17 protein-coding genes and 3 pseudogenes are annotated in these 16,604 nt (G+C 64.5%); 6 read left to right on the top strand and 14 right to left on the bottom strand.

Annotated features, from left to right (window positions below):
- Positions 1-5 precede the first annotated feature (5 nt).
- The 3 genes from OG390_RS45030 to OG390_RS45020 all read right to left on the bottom strand — a co-directional run bounded on the left by OG390_RS45030 (position 6) and on the right by OG390_RS45020 (position 2,798).
- Complete coding sequence (locus OG390_RS45030) at positions 6-1,136, bottom strand: aromatic ring-hydroxylating dioxygenase subunit alpha (protein WP_406176109.1); 1,131 nt, start codon at positions 1,134-1,136, stop codon at positions 6-8.
- Between the two features lie 133 nt (positions 1,137-1,269).
- Positions 1,270-2,439 (bottom strand): NAD(P)/FAD-dependent oxidoreductase, encoded by a 1,170-nt coding sequence (locus OG390_RS45025; RefSeq protein ID WP_406176108.1) that lies wholly within the window; start codon positions 2,437-2,439, stop codon positions 1,270-1,272.
- The gene (locus OG390_RS45020) at positions 2,436-2,798 is read right to left on the bottom strand and encodes a bifunctional 3-phenylpropionate/cinnamic acid dioxygenase ferredoxin subunit (protein ID WP_406176106.1); all 363 of its coding nucleotides are present in this window, start codon (positions 2,796-2,798) and stop codon (positions 2,436-2,438) included. The genes OG390_RS45025 and OG390_RS45020 overlap by 4 nt, the downstream gene beginning before the upstream one ends.
- A gap of 203 nt (positions 2,799-3,001) precedes the next feature.
- Between OG390_RS45020 and OG390_RS45015 the strand changes: the two are divergent.
- A pseudogene (locus tag OG390_RS45015) lies at positions 3,002-3,061 on the top strand (hypothetical protein); the annotation flags it as partial.
- Positions 3,062-3,133: 72 nt separating this feature from the next.
- Positions 3,134-3,699, top strand: a pseudogene (locus tag OG390_RS45010) (L-serine ammonia-lyase, iron-sulfur-dependent, subunit alpha); the annotation flags it as partial.
- A gap of 47 nt (positions 3,700-3,746) precedes the next feature.
- Here the strand turns inward: OG390_RS45010 and OG390_RS45005 are convergent.
- The 4 genes and pseudogenes from OG390_RS45005 to OG390_RS44990 all read right to left on the bottom strand — a co-directional run bounded on the left by OG390_RS45005 (position 3,747) and on the right by OG390_RS44990 (position 7,870).
- Positions 3,747-4,388 (bottom strand): MBL fold metallo-hydrolase, encoded by a 642-nt coding sequence (locus OG390_RS45005; RefSeq protein ID WP_406176105.1) that lies wholly within the window; start codon positions 4,386-4,388, stop codon positions 3,747-3,749.
- A complete protein-coding gene (locus OG390_RS45000) occupies positions 4,388-5,473 on the bottom strand; it encodes an S-(hydroxymethyl)mycothiol dehydrogenase (protein WP_406176103.1) in 1,086 nt (361 codons plus the stop codon). The genes OG390_RS45005 and OG390_RS45000 overlap by 1 nt, the downstream gene beginning before the upstream one ends.
- A 318-nt stretch (positions 5,474-5,791) precedes the next feature.
- Positions 5,792-6,625: pseudogene (locus tag OG390_RS44995) on the bottom strand (alpha/beta fold hydrolase).
- A 1,131-nt stretch (positions 6,626-7,756) separates the two neighbouring features.
- Positions 7,757-7,870, bottom strand: a complete 114-nt coding sequence (locus OG390_RS44990; protein WP_406176101.1) for a DUF397 domain-containing protein — start codon at positions 7,868-7,870, stop codon at positions 7,757-7,759.
- 60 nt (positions 7,871-7,930) lie between these two features.
- Here OG390_RS44990 and OG390_RS44985 point away from each other — a divergent pair, with 60 nt between their 5' ends.
- The gene (locus OG390_RS44985; protein ID WP_406177445.1) at positions 7,931-9,013 is read left to right on the top strand and encodes an IS630 family transposase; all 1,083 of its coding nucleotides are present in this window, start codon (positions 7,931-7,933) and stop codon (positions 9,011-9,013) included.
- A 190-nt stretch (positions 9,014-9,203) separates the two neighbouring features.
- Positions 9,204-9,746 carry a hypothetical protein gene (locus OG390_RS44980; RefSeq protein WP_406176100.1) on the top strand — a complete coding sequence of 181 codons (543 nt, stop codon included), beginning with the start codon at positions 9,204-9,206 and terminating at the stop codon, positions 9,744-9,746.
- Here the strand turns inward: OG390_RS44980 and OG390_RS44975 are convergent.
- The 7 genes from OG390_RS44975 to OG390_RS44945 all read right to left on the bottom strand — a co-directional run bounded on the left by OG390_RS44975 (position 9,696) and on the right by OG390_RS44945 (position 13,817).
- Positions 9,696-11,894 carry a type IV secretory system conjugative DNA transfer family protein gene (locus OG390_RS44975; RefSeq protein ID WP_406176098.1) on the bottom strand — a complete coding sequence of 733 codons (2,199 nt, stop codon included), beginning with the start codon at positions 11,892-11,894 and terminating at the stop codon, positions 9,696-9,698. The two genes, OG390_RS44980 and OG390_RS44975, sit on opposite strands and share 51 nt — an antisense overlap.
- 165 nt (positions 11,895-12,059) lie before the next feature.
- The gene (locus tag OG390_RS44970) at positions 12,060-12,695 is read right to left on the bottom strand and encodes an MT-A70 family methyltransferase (RefSeq protein ID WP_406176096.1); all 636 of its coding nucleotides are present in this window, start codon (positions 12,693-12,695) and stop codon (positions 12,060-12,062) included.
- Positions 12,696-12,951: 256 nt separating this feature from the next.
- The gene (locus OG390_RS44965) at positions 12,952-13,128 is read right to left on the bottom strand and encodes a hypothetical protein (RefSeq protein WP_406176094.1); all 177 of its coding nucleotides are present in this window, start codon (positions 13,126-13,128) and stop codon (positions 12,952-12,954) included.
- On the bottom strand, positions 13,125-13,322 hold the full coding sequence (locus OG390_RS44960) for a hypothetical protein (protein WP_406176093.1): 198 nt from the start codon (positions 13,320-13,322) through the stop codon (positions 13,125-13,127). Before OG390_RS44960 ends, OG390_RS44965 begins: the two co-directional genes overlap by 4 nt.
- Entirely contained in the window at positions 13,319-13,474 is a 156-nt protein-coding gene (locus tag OG390_RS44955) for a hypothetical protein (RefSeq protein WP_406176091.1), read from the bottom strand. Before OG390_RS44955 ends, OG390_RS44960 begins: the two co-directional genes overlap by 4 nt.
- A complete protein-coding gene (locus OG390_RS44950) occupies positions 13,471-13,671 on the bottom strand; it encodes a hypothetical protein (protein WP_406176089.1) in 201 nt (66 codons plus the stop codon). The genes OG390_RS44955 and OG390_RS44950 overlap by 4 nt, the downstream gene beginning before the upstream one ends.
- A complete protein-coding gene (locus OG390_RS44945; protein WP_406176088.1) occupies positions 13,668-13,817 on the bottom strand; it encodes a hypothetical protein in 150 nt (49 codons plus the stop codon). Before OG390_RS44945 ends, OG390_RS44950 begins: the two co-directional genes overlap by 4 nt.
- A 350-nt stretch (positions 13,818-14,167) precedes the next feature.
- Here OG390_RS44945 and OG390_RS44940 point away from each other — a divergent pair, with 350 nt between their 5' ends.
- Together OG390_RS44940 and OG390_RS44935 are read left to right on the top strand one after the other, a co-directional pair.
- Complete coding sequence (locus OG390_RS44940) at positions 14,168-14,662, top strand: hypothetical protein (protein WP_406176086.1); 495 nt, start codon at positions 14,168-14,170, stop codon at positions 14,660-14,662.
- A gap of 33 nt (positions 14,663-14,695) precedes the next feature.
- On the top strand, positions 14,696-16,600 hold the full coding sequence (locus OG390_RS44935; protein ID WP_406176084.1) for an NB-ARC domain-containing protein: 1,905 nt from the start codon (positions 14,696-14,698) through the stop codon (positions 16,598-16,600).
- The last annotated feature ends 4 nt before the right edge of the window (positions 16,601-16,604 follow it).

The raw sequence follows: 16,604 nt of genomic DNA, 5'->3' as shown, positions 1-16,604 counted from the left end.
CGCCGCTACTGCGACCGCCCTGTCCTGAGACGCTCCTGGACCCAGTCGTGGAACTCGCCGATGTGGTGCTCGCTGGGCACCAGTACACCGCCCTTGGCGTACAACCGGGAGCTCATCGCGGGCTGACAGCGCTCGCACGCGTCGAAGTCCTGCCGGTTGACGCGGTCGAAGAGCTCCACCGACCGGCTGACATCCTTGCCGCTTTCGACGACGTGCTTGAGGTAGAGCCAGTCGCACTCGACGATCGTGCGGTCCGCGGCGACCGGGTACATCCGGTGGAAGATCACATGGTCGGGGACGAGGTTGATGAACACCTGCGGCCTGACGGTGATCGCGTAGTAGCGGCGGTCCTGCTCCTCGGAGACCCCCGGAATGCGGTCCAGTCCCTCGGAGCCGTCAATGGTGAAGCCCTTGACGTCGGCGCCGAACTCCGCGCCGTGACCCACGTAGTACTGAGCAGCGTACCCGTCGGCGAACTCCGGGAGTACCTCGGTGAGTTCGGGGTGGATCGTGGCGCAGTGGTAGCACTCCATGAAGTTCTCGACGATCAGCTTCCAGTTCGCCTTGACGTCATAGATGATCCGCTTGCCGACCTCGAGGTTCTCCATGTCGTAGTGCTCGATCGACTCGGTGTCGCCGAGGCGTGCGACGACGTCCTGCACGGCCTCCTCGAAGGGAGGCGGGTTCTCCGCGAGGCACACCCACACATAGCCGAGCCACTCATGGGTCGCCACGCCCGCCAGGCCGTACTCCGTGCGGCTGACGTCGGGCATCTTGGTGAGGTTGGGCGCGGCGACGAGTTTGCCCGTCAGGTCGTACGTCCAAGCGTGGTAGGGGCACTGGAAGGCGCGCTTGACCTCGCCGGTCTCCTCCGTGCAGAGCTTGGCTCCGCGATGCCGGCAGGCATTGAAGAAGGCGCGTATGGAGTTGTCCCGTGCGCGCGTGATCAGGATGCTCTCGCGGCCCACCTCGACGGTCCGGAAGGCGCCGGGCCTGGCCAGAGCCGAGGAGCGCACGGCGCAGAACCACATCGTTTCGAAGATGCGCTCCTGCTCCTGGGCGAAGATCCCCGGATCCGTATAGGAGGAGCCCGGGAGGGTTGCGATCAGGCTGTCCGGCAGGCTGGTCGAGGTCACAGTGCACTCCTCGGAGAACGTCGTGGATCGGTCATTCACGCGCCGGGAAGAGCGACTCCGGACGGCGGCGTTTTGTATGGAGCAACGCTGCGTGCTATACGCAACCGCAGCATGAAATGCCGCGTCGCCGGTGTCAAGATGTCGCGGCGGCGAGCTGCTTGCGCCAACGCATGAACAGCCGCGGCTGGTTCATCGCGAGCACGGCCACCGGATGCCCGGCACGCCGGTAGACGGCGAGGAAACTGCGGTCGCCCGCGGCGCCTTCCTCGACGATCACACTGTCGGCACCGGCCGAATGACCGGCGAACTGGATCTTCACGCCGTACTGCTCCGACCAGAAGTACGGCGGCCGGGGCACACCCGGTTCCGCCGCACCCCAGGACAACAGCGTGGCCACGGCCGCGTCGGGCCGCTCCCGCGCACCGGTCCAGTGCTCGACGCGGCGGTGGACCCCTGCGTGGTGGTCGTACCAGGAGGCGCAGTCTCCGACGGCGACGACACCGGCCAGGCTGGTGCGCCCGTCCGCGCCACACTTGACGCCGTTGTCAAGGACAACGCCGGATCCTTCCAGCCACTCGACGCAGGGGCGCGCGCCCACCCCGACGACGACGATGTCGGCGGGGATACTGCGACCGTCGTCCAGCAGGACGGCGTCGACCCGGGTCTCGCCGCTCAGTCCCTTGACTCCCACACCGCACAACAGCCGTACGCCGTGGTCCGCGTGGAGGGCGGAGACGACGCCGCCCATGGTCTCGCCGAGCGGTCCGGCGAGCGGCGTCGACGCCGCCTCGACCACCGTCACGTCGAGTCCGAGGGCGTACGCCGTGGAGGCGACCTCGGCGCCGATGAATCCGCCGCCTATCACCACCAGCCGTCCGCCCAGGGCCAGTTCGTCCCGCAGGGCGCGGGCGTCGTCCAGGGTGCGCAAGGTGTGCACTCCGACCAAACCGTCGGTGCCAGGCAGTGTCCGGGGCACCGCGCCGGTCGCGATGACGATTCCGTCGGCCCGGACTTCCCGGCCGTCGGCGAGCCGTACAACACGGTCCGTTCCGTCGGCGTCGAGTCCGGTGGCGCGGGCGCCGAGCAGCCACTCGGCTCGCAGGTCCTCGTCGTCCGACTCCAGCGCGAGATCGGCTTCGCCGATGTCACCGGCCAGGAACTCCTTGGACAGCGGCGGCCTGTCGTACGGGCGGTGCGGTTCGTCGCCGATGACGACCAGCCGCCCGTCGTACCCCTGTTTCCGCAACGAGCGCGCCGCCGACAGACCGGCCAGCGAGGCACCCACCACGGCCACTGTCCTCACGCGGGGCCTCCGGCAAGCCGGGACGCAACACAGGGCGGCAGGTTGGGTGCCTCCGTGGACGGCCGGACGTAGATCATGCCGCCCTCGATGAGCACCGCGTGCGTGCGGACCGGACGCTTGGCCGGCGGAGCGTCGACGGCTCCGGTCCGGAGGTCGAACTTCGAAGCATGCAGCGGGCATTCCACCTCGCAGCCCTCCAGCCAGCCGTCGGCGAGCGAGGCGTCCTGGTGGGTGCAGGTGTCGTCGATGGCGAAGACCTCGCCGTCATCGGTATGGAACACCGAAACCGGCGGATCGATGTCGAGCCGGTAGGCCTCGCCTCGCGGCAGATCCACGAGAAGGCACGCGGGAATCATCATGACACCTCGGTGCGTATAGCGAAACGGATTGCGGTAAGCGCAACGTCAGTTTGAGGGCGGCCCCAAACCCTTGTCAAGGCATCCAGAGGACAGGCCGACCCCTTGTTGAATGTTGCTTTTTACGCAACGCTTTGCGCCATAGACAACACACCGCATGAAGGAGCCGGCGCGGCGATCAGCGTCTTCGACCTGCTCAAGGTGGGATCGGTCCGTCGAACTCCCACACCGTGGGACCCACGAAGGCCGCCCGTCTCTTCGTCACCGGGCTGCTTGCTGCGCAGCCTGGCCGAGGACTCCCAGGATGTGGACCGCTGCACATCATGGACACGGTCAATCTCTTCGCGCCGGCCGTCAACGAGGAGAACCCCTCGGGCGGTCGCGTGGTCACCGCGCCCACCAACGGTGCGGCCGGGAGCGTGCCCACGGTGCTGCGCTCCTACACGCGCTTCGTTCCCGGGGCCGACGAGGACGGGGGCGTCCGCTTCCGCTCGCCGCCGGCGCGGTGGGGGCGCTGTTCAAGGAGATCGCGTCGATCGCCGGGGCCGAGGTGGGCTGCCAGGGCGAGGTCGGGTCGGCCTGCTCCATGGCCGCCGCTGGTCTCGCCGAGGCGCTCGGCGGCACGCCGGAGCAGGTCGAGAACGCCGCGGAGATCGGCATGGAGCACGATCTCGGGCTGACCTGCGACCCGGTCGGAGGCCTGGTCCAGATCCCCTGCATCGAGCGGAACGCCCTTGCCTCCGTCAAGGCGATCAATGCCGCGCGGACGGCGCCGCGCGGCGACGGCACGCATGTGGTCTCGCTCGACAAGGTCATCAAGACGATGCGCGAGACCGGTGCCGACATGAAAGTGAAGTACAAGGAGACCTCGCGCGGCGGCATCGCGGTCAACGTCATCGAGTGCCGAGACGTCAACGAGTGGGGACGAGGCCGCCGCGCGGTCGGCAGCGGTCAGAATCCGCGGTCGGTCCACTCCTGAAGGTGCGGGGCCTCGGCGGCGATGGTGGTCGTCTCCCCGTGGCCGGTGTATACGACCGTGTCGCCCGGCAGGGTCAGCAGCCGGTCCCGGATCGAGTCGACGATCGTGCCGAAGTGGCTGTACGAGCGTCCCGTCGCCCCCGGTCCGCCCGCGAAGAGCGTGTCACCGGTGAAGAGTGCCTTCAGGCCCTGCGCGTACAGGCACACCGCGCCGGGGGCATGACCGGGGGTGTGCAGCACGGTCAGCTCGACACCGGCCACCGTGACGATCTGCCCGTCGGCGAGTTCACCGTCGGGTGACCGATCCGGGTGGGTCTGCTTCCACAGCGGCAGGTCGTCGCCGTGGAGCAGGATCGGAGCACCGGTACGGTCGGCGAGTTCGGGAGCCGCCTCGATGTGGTCGTTGTGGGCGTGGGTACACACAATGGCCCGCAGCGTGCGTCCGCGGAGGGCCTCGGCGATCGCCTCGGCGTCGTGCGCGGCATCGATGACGACGGCCTCGGTGTCGTCGCCGATGATCCAGACGTTGTTGTCGACGTCCCAGGTGCCGCCGTCCAGCGAGAACGTGCCCGATGTGACGAGGTGTTCGATGCGGGCACCGGCCAGGCCGGCCATCAGAAGACCACCACCGAGCGCAGGACGTCGCCGCCGCGCATGCGCTCGAAGGCCTTCTCGACATCGTCCAGTGCGATGGTCTCCGTGACGAAGGCGTCCAGATCCAGGCGGCCTTGCAGGTAGAGATCGATGAGCATCGGGAAGTCGCGGGAGGGCAGGCAGTCGCCGTACCACGAGGACTTCAGCGCGCCGCCCCGGCCGAAGACGTCCAGCAACGGCAGTTCGAGCTTCATCTCCGGGGTCGGTACGCCGACGAGGACGACCGTGCCCGCCAGGTCGCGCGCGTAGAAGGCCTGCTGGTACGTCTCGGGACGGCCGACCGCCTCGATCACCACATCGGCGCCGAAGCCGCCGGTCAGCTCGCGCACCGCCTCCACGGGATCGCCCTGCTTGGAGTTCACGGTGTGGGTCGCGCCGATCTTCTTCGCGGTTTCGAGTTTCCGCTCGTCGATGTCGACGGCGATGATCTTGGCTGCCCCGGCGAGCCGCGCACCGGCGATCGCCGCGCTCCCCACCCCGCCACAGCCGATGACCGCCACGCTGTCTCCGCGTCCGACGTTGCCGGTGTTGATGGCCGCGCCGATGCCCGCCATCACTCCACAGCCCAACAGTCCGGCGGCGGCCGCCGATGCCGCCCGGTCGACCTTGGTGCACTGCCCCGCCTCCACCAGCGTCTTCTCCGAGAACGCGCCGATGCCCAGGGCCGGAGACAACTCGGTACCGTCGGTCAAGGTCATCTTCTGCTTCGCGTTGCGGGTGTTGAAGCAGTACTGCGGTCGTCCGCGCCGACAGGCCCGACACTGCCCGCAGACGGCACGCCAGTTCAGGATGACGAAGTCACCTGGGGTGACATCGGTGACGCCCGCCCCCACCGACTCCACGACACCCGCGGCCTCGTGCCCCAGCAGGAACGGGAAGTCGTCGTTGATGCCGCCCTCGCGATAGTGCAGATCAGTGTGGCAGACCCCGCAGGCCTCGATCTTCACCAGCGCCTCGCCCGGGCCGGGGTCGGGGACGATGATCGTTTCCAGGCTGACGGGGGCGCCCTTCCCCCGCGCGACGACAGCACGGACCTGGTGAGTCATGGCCACTCCTCGGCTGGTACGAGACCTGAGTCGATGTTGCTCATTACGGCACTCATCTCATGTGCCGCAACACAGCATCGTGGAGGGGCGAGCGGGGGTCAAGGATCCGGCAGACAGAACGCCGACTGGACAGGGGTGGCACTGCCCCCTCACCGCCACCCATACGCCTCGCGTCGTCGCGACCTGTTCGTGCAACCGGAGCTCACGCACCCTTCGAAGCAACCACGGCGAAGCCCGAATCGGCCCCAGCGGTTTGCTGCCCCGGCCGATCACGTCGGCCGGGGCTCCGACCGGGAAGGTTCACCAGATTGTCAGGGGTCAGCGGGAGTGCTGGAGGAAGGCGATGAGAACGGCTGCGAGCTCGGCGGGTGCGTCTTCTTGGACGAGGTGGCCCGCGCCGGTGATCGGCTCAAGTCACGCGCCCGGGATGCGGGCGGCGAGCTCCTGTCCTTTCGCCACCGGAATCCAGGTGTCGTCCTGTCCCCAGCACACCAGCGTCGGGATGCCGATCTCGCCGTACCGGTCCTGAACCTCATCCGTGTAGAGCTGGTCGGCCTGAGCGATCTGCCGGTAGAAGGCCGCCTGGCCGAGGCTGCCGAGCCAGGGCCGAACGAGCTCCTCGAGCACTGCCGGGTGCAGGCCCGGACTGCTGGCCGAGCTTATGTACTCGCGGACCAGGACGTGGTGCAGCGCAGGTGGCAGTTGCTCGAACACCTCGGAGTGCTCGCCGACGAGCCGGAAGAACGCGGACCCCCATGGCGCCAGTGCGACGGGGTCGACCAGGGCAAGTGCGCGGTAGTGAGCGCCGTGCAGCAGATGCGCCCGCAAGGAGACGGCACCGCCGAAGTCATGGGCGACCACCAGCGGTTCTTCCAGGCCCCAGTGGGCCAGGAGTGCGGTGAAGACCTTGCCCTGGGCGGCCAGGGAGACGTCCTGTCCAGCGCACTTCTCCGATGCTCCGTAACCGGGCATGTCCCACACGAACACCTGGTGACGGCGGGCGAGTGAGCGGGCGATGGCGCGCCAGACATAGGAAGAGAAGGGAGTGCCGTGCAGGAGCACGACCGGATCCTGGCCGGGGTGTCCGAGGCTGTCCCAGCGCACGTCTCCGGAGGTGCTGCGGAATGTTCGGGTCAGCTGCCATTCACTCACGCGCGTTGTTCCTCTCGGTCGTGCTTCCTGCTCAACGGGGCGATCGAGCCGGGGTCGGCCCGGGCGACAGTTGACCTCCGAGGATGAGCGGCATGCTCCAGCCCGAGATCCGGAACCGCAGTCCGCGAAAAGGGCCCCCGCAGGCTCTCGCCTGCGAAGACCCTTCGCACCGTCGGGACGACAGGATTTGAACCTGCGACCCCTTGACCCCCAGGAGTGAGGGTCATAGGAACTACCTGCACATATCAGGCAGAACTAGGGTGCGAGGCGTGTGTCCGCGCGCGTGCTGTTCAGGGTCGCGAGCACCGTGTGGTCCCCAAATGGTCCCCAGGGCAGTGGTGACGGCGTGGGTATCTGCCTGCCGTAGACCAATAGGTTCCGGACGGATCGAGCCACGCGCGGAAGACCCTGTGCACCGCGCGCCAGCGCTTCCTTCAGATTTGGCAGCAAGCAGTGATCATGTGGACGGGCCCCGTTGGAGGTGATGTCGGCCTCCTCGCCCCACCGCCGTGCAGCCACGGGTGCCCGTCCTGGGGGCGCAGTGCAGTCGTAGCGAGTTCCACGGTGCTGCCGAGGACGACGCTCCAGCGCGAAGGCGATGCCATCGACGACGGCGTCCCGGATGGCAGGCGCTTCCTCGGAGAGCACCTTGCGGAGGCGCTGGTTGGCCCGAACCTCGGCGTCGATCTCACCGATGTACTCGAAAAAATAACTCGGAGGATCGCCGCCAGAGGATCCTTCAGCCGTGTCCAGCACCCGGAAACTGCATGCACTGCACACTGGTCCCCAGAGTTGGTCCCCAAATCGGTCTCGGACGTGGTCCCCAGGATTGGTCCCCGAAGGACCGCCACGTTGGCTTCGTTACACCCAGCGCTTCGGACGGGGAGGCCAACAACCACATGGGCGATGCCCGCTGGCCCTTCCACTGGATCCGGCAGCGGGCAGAAACGTTCGGGCCGGCCCCATCTGCCGTGGGGCCGGCCCGTTGTCGTGCGGTGCTTCAGGACGGGATCACAGATCGAGCAGGAAGTCGAAGTCCGTGTCCTTCGCGCCGAGCAGCCACGCTTTGGCCTCGGACAGGGTGAAGACATGGGGTAGGCGATCGGGGTTCTGCGAGTCACCGATCAGGACTTACCCGTCCTTGACGGCGACGCGCACGCAGTTCCCGCCGCCGCCGCTGTACTTGGACACCGTCCATTCGACCGACGCCAGGTCGAACGAGGACGGGTCCGGCTTCGCTGTCACTGTGCTAGTGTCCTGCGCCAGGAATTCGATGTAGATGTGTAGCCTTGGGCTGTGGCGCGTATGGGACGGCCGATGGCCGAGCTGACATTGACGGATGAGGAACGCGAGACGCTGGTCCGCTGGTCACGGCGGGCCAAATCCTCGCAGGCGCTGGCGCAACGCTGCCGGATCGTCCTCGGCTGCGCGGACGGGAAGTCGAACCAGGAGGTCGCTGCCGAGATCGGGGTGTGGCCCCAGACCGTGGGCAAGTGGCGGCGGCGGTTCCTCGCCGGCCGGCTGGAGGGCCTGGCCGACGAGCAACGCCCCGGCGCCCCGCGGAAGGTCAGTGACGAGCAGATCGAGGACCTGGTCGTCGCCACCTTGGAACGGACCCCCAAGGACGCCACCCACTGGTCGCGGGCGTCCATGGCCGCCGAGAGCGGGCTGTCGAAGTCCACGGTCGGCCGGGTCTGGAAGGCGTTCGGTCTTAAACCGCACCTGGTGGACACCTTCAAGCTCAGCAAGGACCCGCAGTTCATCGAGAAGGTCCGCGACGTGGTCGGGCTCTACCTGGACCCGCCGGAGCGGGCCCTGGTGCTCTGCGTGGACGAGAAGAGCCAGATCCAGGCGCTGGACCGGTCCGCGCCGGTGCTCCCGATGATGCCGGGCATGCCCGAGCGTCGCACGCACGACTACCTCCGCAACGGCGTGACCACGCTGTTCGCGGCACTGGACGTGGCGACCGGTGAAGTCATCGGCTCGCTGCACCGCCGGCACCGGGCCGCGGAGTTCAAGAAGTTCCTCGCCAAACTCGACAAGGAAGTACCCGTAGACCTCGACGTACATCTCATCTGTGACAACTACGCCACCCACAAGACCCCAGCGATCCAGAAGTGGCTTGCCGCACACCCCCGGTTCCACCTGCACTTCACTCCCACCAGCTCGTCCTGGCTCAACCAAGTGGAGCGGTGGTTCGGCCTGCTGACGGACAAGCAGCTCCGACGCGGAGTCCACAAATCCGTCCGCGCGCTGGAGAAGGACATCCGGGACTGGATCAAGACCTGGAACGAGAACCCCCGCCCCTTCACCTGGACGAGGACCGCGGACGAGATCCTGGAACGACTTGCCTCATATCTTGAACGAATTCCTGGCGCAGGACACTAGCTCCTTGATCCTTTTCTTGAGGCGCATGCGCGTCTCATCGGGGTCCAGCGCCCGCTCCCACAGATTGGTGCCACCGCCGACTGCTGTACCGCGCCGCCGTCCGATAGCCGAAAACCTCGTGTTCACTCCACCGGTTGACCTGCGGCAAGAACACGAGGGATGTCCCCGTAGCCGACCCTAGGGTTTGCCCATGACCGTGAAGGTTCCCCTGAAAGAGACCGCCCTCAACGCCGAGCGCATCGCCCGCATCGGCCGCGAAGTCCACGCGGTCTGCCCCGAGTTCGATGCCGACAACTTCGTGACGTCGGTGATGACCGACCTTCCCCAGCTGGAACTGAGCGCCCGGATCGCCCGGACCAGCGAGGGCCTGCACGCCCGCCTTCCGGTCACCGGCCCCGACGCACTCCTCATCCTGCTGCGCTCGCTCCCGCCGACGCCCGAGGCAGCCGGGGTGACCAACGACTTCGGCCTGCACCTCTACTCGCCCCACTCCGACTACGTCTCCCGCTACCTACGTACGGCCGAGCACCTGGACCAGGCTCTCGCCGCCCTGGCTCGCATGACCGGGTACTTCTCCGCCGAGCTGCCGGTCCTGGTGAGGCTCGCCGTGCGGCGCCCTCGCGAAGCGAGGGGCGAAGACAGCACCGAAGACACGGGGCAGCATGTTCGCCTGAGTGCTTGGTTACTTCCGGCCGCGCCGCTTCTTTCGGCCAATGGCGCGCGGCTCAACTGACGGGCGTGGGCGAGCTACGGCAGGCTCTTCCAGAGAAGCCGCTTCGTTTCTGGCCGCCGTCTTTCTAGGTACAGCCGCGTAATTAGCTCGGGCTACCGCTCGCACTGCCCGGATATCTGCGGTGATCGGTGGCGGCGGCAAGGTTTTGACCAACGCCCAGCCGGAAGGCGCACCATCTGCGACCAGATTCGCATAGGCGTGGTATCGCGGCAGTGACATGAAGTCCTCGGGTTCCAAACCAGGAGCCAACTTAGCCATATCGCGGGCATCGTCGTACTCGCTGGCGAACACAACCTTGCTGCGCGCATTGACATCGACTGCGCTGCGCAAGGCGGGCGGGAACTGGTCGCGGAACTGCGCAGCCAAGAACCAGCCCACCGACAGCGAACGCGAAACGGCCAAAGCGTCGGCGAGTGACATGGGCAAATGCAGGAATCTGGGGGCTTCGTCGACGTAGACCGTGCCGGGCCGCTCACTGGCGTATGGGTCGCTGGCCCGTTCCTGCGTAGCCTGCCACACCTCGGCGATTACCAAACTGCCCAGCAGTGAGGCTGTTCCTGGCCCGACGAGCCCCTCATTGAGGGGAACCAGCACGATCTTGTTTTCCCGGAAGACATCGCGGAGCCGGAAGCGCGTCTCGCGCTGATCCAGCATCCGGACCATCGCCGGCCGCATAAGGAATTGGCGGAGTTTGTTCATAAACGGCGCGATTACGGCCGCTTGGCTCGCCGCAGGCTGGCTCTCGTACCACGCCCAGAATTGAGCCAGGGCGACATCGTCTTGCACTCGGCCCACGTACTGACGTCGAAGGCCAGCGTCGGTCAGGATCCGTGGCAAATCCACGAGGGTGGCGGGCGCTTTCTGGCTGCTACCTCGGGCCAGCGTCCTTAGCGAGGCCGAGGCAATATCTGCCGTGCGAGGCCCCCACCCCTCAGCGAACACCGCCTCGAAGACCGACAGGATGCCATCCACGACTACGTCAGGATCACGTCCAGTCACGTCCAATGGGTTAAATGAAACTGGTGTCTCGTCGGCTGCGTTCAGCTCGACCACGTCGTGTATGCGGCGCTGCGGAATTCTCGCCAAGATGTCGTCGATGAGCTGCCTTTTGGGATCCAATACGATCACCGGACGACCGGCCGAAATATCCGCCAAGATGAGGTGCAGCAGGCCATTGGTTTTGCCGCTCCCCGACGGCCCGTACGCAATCCCGTGGAGCGTCTGGTCCTTGGGGGAGATGCCGAGCAGACGGTCATCTCCCGGCGCAGCGCTCTGGGCGAAGACCCGTGGTCCTCGGTGGACGTGCGCGGCGGCTCGCAGCGGTCGGGGATGCCGGGGGCTGCCCGGCAAGTCGCCCTCGCCCAGGGGCCAGCCGAGCAGGCCGACCAGTTCGGAGACGCCGAGCCGTAGCGGCCACAGCCAGGGCAGGCGAACGAGGTTGAGCCGGTCGGCAGATTCGCGGTTGAGGTCGATCCGTACGCCAGGCCCCTGCGCCACCGTGACGGCGCTCAGCAGGCTCAAGATTCGGCTGCGCCGCCGGCGCGCATCTGGTCCAGCTACCCCGAGCCGGATGGTGGCCGCGAACCCCGCCTGATTGCGGCGCTCCTTGATACGAGCCCGAGTGTCGGCACTGGCAGGCATGTCGCCCACCGCCACCCGTTGGACCACGGACGCGCCGGGATCCGGCATGTCCGTGGGCATGGTCCTCGGCGAACGCCGCGGGCCAAGCACGATCTGTACGGCCATGGCTTCGCCATCTTCGAGCGGCACGCTCAAGGCTGACAGCAGTGCCTTCGAGGTGGCCTCCGCGACATCGCTCCGCAGTGGTAACCCGTGTGGGCGAAGCCGTAAGCGGCCTGCTGCGTCCATCCACTGCCGAGCCGGACGTGGTTCACTGTCGGCAAGCTGGCTCCCCGGAAGGAAGTGTTCTAGCAAGCGGCGGATGTGATGCACCTCGCTGGGGAGACAGCCCAGCAGGTAGCGCACCGAGCCAGCAGAGACGGAATCGGCGCGCACCTCCAGGACCAGCCGGGAGGCGGTCCGTTCGGCCGCCAGACGCCCGAGCAGTACCGCCACAGCTGCCTCGTCCAGCGGACGCAGCAGGTGCAACTCGGAGAACACCAGCTCCTTACCCTTGGGGTTGGCCATCTTGGCACTCCCCGTCGCCCTGGCGTTGTTCGGCGGCCTTTCGCTCAGCTTCCGCTTGGGCCAAAGCGATGAGTGCACGGCCGAGCTTCCGCAGATCTACAGGGGCGCGCTGGACGCCGCGCACCACGAATCGCCGCTGCTGCCGAGGGCTGCGTCTGCGCCGCGTCATGCCTCCCTCCTGGCGTCGCCTGCCGTGTGCTCTTGGGCACTCTGGTACCGCTTGTCACTGGGTACCGGAAAACCGGGGATCATGATGTCGCTTTCAACCTCATTGCCCCAAATAAACCAGTCCTCGTTGCTCGGGACCTCTCGCCGGGCGAACAGCTCAAGGAACGGGCCGGCGGAGATACGCTCGATGACGGCGTAGATTTCATCCGGTTTGCGCGAATGCTCCTGTACCGGCGCGTTGAACCACGTCGGTTGGCTTCGGAAGCCCACCGGAGCGTCGCCTCGCGTGCAGAACAGCAGCGTCTCCGTGCTGTTGCGCAGGTAACTCCCCAAGCCCAGCCGGAATTTGACCCAGGTGAGCGGGCTACGGACCGAAAATCCCCAGGCCGCAGCGATGTCGTAGCCGTCGCGGAGCGTGGCGTTGGTGGTCCAGAGCCACAAATGAGCGTTTTGTTCCGCCAGTTCGGCTACGGGCAATGCCCGAATCCGATCGGGCGACATGACCGGGTAGTGCCTCTCGGCACCCTTCGCCCCGATTTGGTTCGTCGACCACGGTGGATCTATGAGCAGGGTCCGGAAGCGGCGCGGTACGCCAGGCGGCCGATCACCCTCGATTTGTTGCTTGTTGGTCACGTACTTGTTTTCCTCCTTTCGTTGTGCCCCCGATACGTAAGTAGGCATCGGTAAGCATCCTTAGCTATATAGCAATGGATCGTTTTGGGGAATCCGTGCCTTCGGGCGAATGTTCGCCCGAAGGCACGGGCGAAGAAACGCCCGTGTTTCTCTGTTGAGTCCGCGATTTTGGTACGCGGATATGCGACGAGATAAAGCGTTGTGGAATAGTCACCGAGCGCAGTTACGCGCCGGTGAGCGACAGGTCCGCGCACACTTACCAGCGATTTCGGTAGTGCTTGACGACCATGACGATCCCCACGAGAACCGCCGCCCCCACGATGGCCGGGACCATGGGGAGCAGCAGGTCATAGACCGTGCGCGCTATCCAGGCCACGGCCAGGAGTAGGACGAGCCCCCGGAGGAGGCTCGTCAGCAGGCCACCGTTGTTCACGAGGGCCGGTACTCCTCGCAGGCCGTCGAGTTGGCGAACTCATCCAGGCCGCATAGCGCGGCAACAAGCTGCTGCTTGCTTTCGACTTCTCGGGCCTTGACCGCGTCATTGACGGCGATGAATCCGTCGAGCAGTCGCCAGCGGCTCTCGTTGAACCACTGACGCACGGCTCGCAGTTCTGAAGTGGTGCTCACTCCCCGTTTCCTTTCCCTTGATTGCGCATGGCGTCGGTGATGCGCTTGAGAGCCTCGGCCGTCTTGACCGCGTCGCGGTTCTTCTGCCACTGCCGGATGTGGCCGAGGAGGTATGCGGCTCCGACGACCACTAGGATTTCCAGACCGCTCACATGCGCCCCCGGTTGGCGACGCGGCGCATCTGTTCTTCGGCGCGGCGGGTCCGGGCACGAATGTCGCTGACTGCTTGGCGTGGATCGGGGTAGCAGGCGGCCCGCCGGCGGACGAATGCATCGTGTGCTTCAGTGACCACCCAGCACGCCACCCACCCGACAGTGAAGCCGAGCACGAGGAGAAGCGCGGCGGTCATCCGCCGATCTCCTGCCCGAAGCGGCTGACACTCCGCGCGATGGCCATGACTCCGGAATTGGCAATGAGGGCCAGTGCCTCGGCCGCTTCCGGACATGCCTTCTCAAGCTCCAACTGCGTGCGCTTGAGGTAGGCAACCTCAGACATGGCATATTCCGAAACTGCCGAAATAGCCCGGGAACCGGCCTGCTCGATCCGCTTCTTCAGCGACCGTCATGATGGTCACTCGGGTTCTACGTGACATGGGCGGCTGGTACTGCCGCCTCATGATCTCGCTCATGTGGTGAGGTTTCCTTTCTTTCTCTTCAACAGAGGCTCTTCGGTGCTTTGGCTCTGCCGTTGTTTCGAGAGGAAGCCTCGCGTAGAGAGGGGCTGCCGTTGCAGTCGTTCAACGGCAACTTTGACGGCAGATTCAGCGGCAGGCTGTGCCGTTACCCCTGTTCAACGGCATTTGATCTTGACAAGAAGATCAAATTCGTTCATAGTGTGGCCGGTACATGACAAATGAAAAATCACAACCACCGGTACAGCCGGAACGAGAAGTCGAGCCGCGAGTCGGACTTTTCAATATTGAGGCGATGAGCGATGAGCAAGTCACCCTCATGGCTCGCTCGCTGGCTGCAATGTCAGACACGCTTGGCGAAATTGATACGCAGAACGCCTGTAACGCCATGCTCGAAGGGTTAGGGGCGGACGTGCGTAGCCTCGCTCAACGTAACCCGGAGCGCGTAAAAGGACTCGTCGAGACGACGATGAGAAGCGATTGTCCATCGGATCAAGAGTTGGCAGCCTATGCCGTGGCTGGACTCATCGACCACGATTACTCTTTCACCCGTGAGGCATTGGTCTACCTTTATTGCGATACGCAAGATTCCTATGCGTCCGAGGCTGCCTATAACGCAATATGTAAACTTGCCAATGAGCGGCTTACTGCCGAACAGCGGGCAGACTTCAACGCATGCCTCACTTCTCAAGGAGTATCTACCATCTAGCCCCGCAACCACGGCTTCGGGCATACTGCTGCCGTGACAGCATCAGGTTATGAGCCGCCGAGCGCCGAGCAGCTTGCAGACGATCTTCGCTGGGCAACCAAGGGTCCGCTCGAAAACTATTTCAAGAAGTCTGAGCACTCTGTGAAGTGTTCCAACTTGGCTAATCTCATTTCCCATCTCCATCCGGAGGAGTGGGAACGTGATGCGAATTGGGCCTTGCGGACCGTTGTCAGGTTGGCCATCAAAGAGAAGATCGCGGAGGGTGGCCCAGAGGGCAGTGCTCTTTCGTGGGTTGAAATTGGCGAATACCTATGCAGTTTCCGCCATAACGAGGTTCCTCGTAAGTCTAATGGTGAACGGCCGGGATATGATGAGTACCGTGAGGCCGTATACGAACTTTCAGGTCTTTCCGATATGCACCCTCGTACATTCGGAAAGAATGTCACAAGACCTTTCCGCGAACATCTTGCAAAAGCGCTCCTTGAACTCACCCCTGAAGACTTTCCGGTCCGAAGCACGACGAGTCTGGCGCCACGCCAAGAAGAGCCAAAGTCGAAGGTCCCTGAAGTCACGTCTTCTATCAAGGAAATCGACGACAGTCTCGCCCTGGCAGAGCCTCCAGGCTTTGTTCCTCGTCCCGCATTGAAACAGGAACTTGAATCTGCCCTTGAAGGCGGCAAGCGAATCATTCAGCTCACAGGTCTTTGGGGTTCCGGTAAAACGCATTTTGCTGACTTGGTTGCTCGGAGTCGTACAACAACGCCGAGCGGAATGGCTTGGCTGAGTGTGGGGCTGCATAGCCTCAGCGCAAGTATTGTTGAAGAGCTTGAGAATCGAGGAGTCTCAACCCACGGTATGAGCGATGCTCTGCTTCAGCGACATTTTCGCGAACTGCTGGTAGATGCGAATGCTCCAGAAGTGGTTGTCTTTGACGATGTTCCTTCGTATCAGCTGATCGAAAAGGCCATCCCGGAACGCCCAAATTCCCTCATTCTCATAACGTGCCGTAAGGTGCTTTGGTTCGACGATAACGATCTTAAGGGCACGATTCGTGTCAGGGGGATGCGAGAGAGTGAAGCGAAAGATCTACTGCGAGCCTATTGCTCTGTTGCTGTGAATCCTCGGGAGCCTGTTGACCAAGAGGGCAATTCCAATATCAGCACCGTGAACGGGGAAGACTGGCCGGGAATGCTAGTCGATCGGCTTGGATGCAATCCCCGTGCCGTGGAACATTCTGCAAGGCAGCTCGCGGCTCTCCCGGGCACTCCCGTGAGACATCTTGCTGAAGAGTGCTGGAATAATGTCCTGAACGTCGTTGATGGAGCTTCAAGCGGAAATAGTCTCGGTGATTCCATCCGAGGGATGCTTGAGGATCTCTCGGATAATCCCCCCGCTCTTCGGATGCTTGAGTTGCTATCCGTTGGGCTTGAATGTAACCGCAAATACTTTTCTATCTATCTTGCCAACTACCTCGGTCTGATATCTGGTTCGGCCCACGTTTTTTCTGGCATCGCGACGCGGGCTTTTCAGACGCTCGACAGGCACAACATTGCCTGGGTTGGCCGAGTCGTACGTAGAGAGCAGGTGCAACTCGACTATCTTGTTCGGGATTCAGCTAGGCTCGTACTTAGCGAAGAGGCAAAGGAGGCTGCTGCGTTGAGTGCGGTGGACACTAGCCTCCGCTTCCTGCACCACGCTGTGATCTTCACTGTCGAGAAGTTTCCCGAGAAGAGCGAGGAGGATGTTCTCTGTGGGCTCATTAACACTGCGCCCTTTCGGAGCTTCTTTGACATTGCGTGGGTAGGGTATGTCGAAGAGGTGGATGACTATTCCATCGGCGCATTCATTCGCTACACGCTAAAAATGCTGCATCAGCGACGGGAGGAAAATCCGCGCTACAGGGGGATCGAAGGGATGTTGCAGAAAGGCGGGATTTAGGTTG

The organism is Streptomyces sp. NBC_00996 (genome assembly GCF_045162675.1).
Classification (GTDB): Bacteria; Actinomycetota; Actinomycetes; order Streptomycetales; family Streptomycetaceae; genus Streptomyces.
Note: the sequence above shows the minus strand (reverse complement) of the source record. Positions and strands in the feature narration are given on the sequence as shown.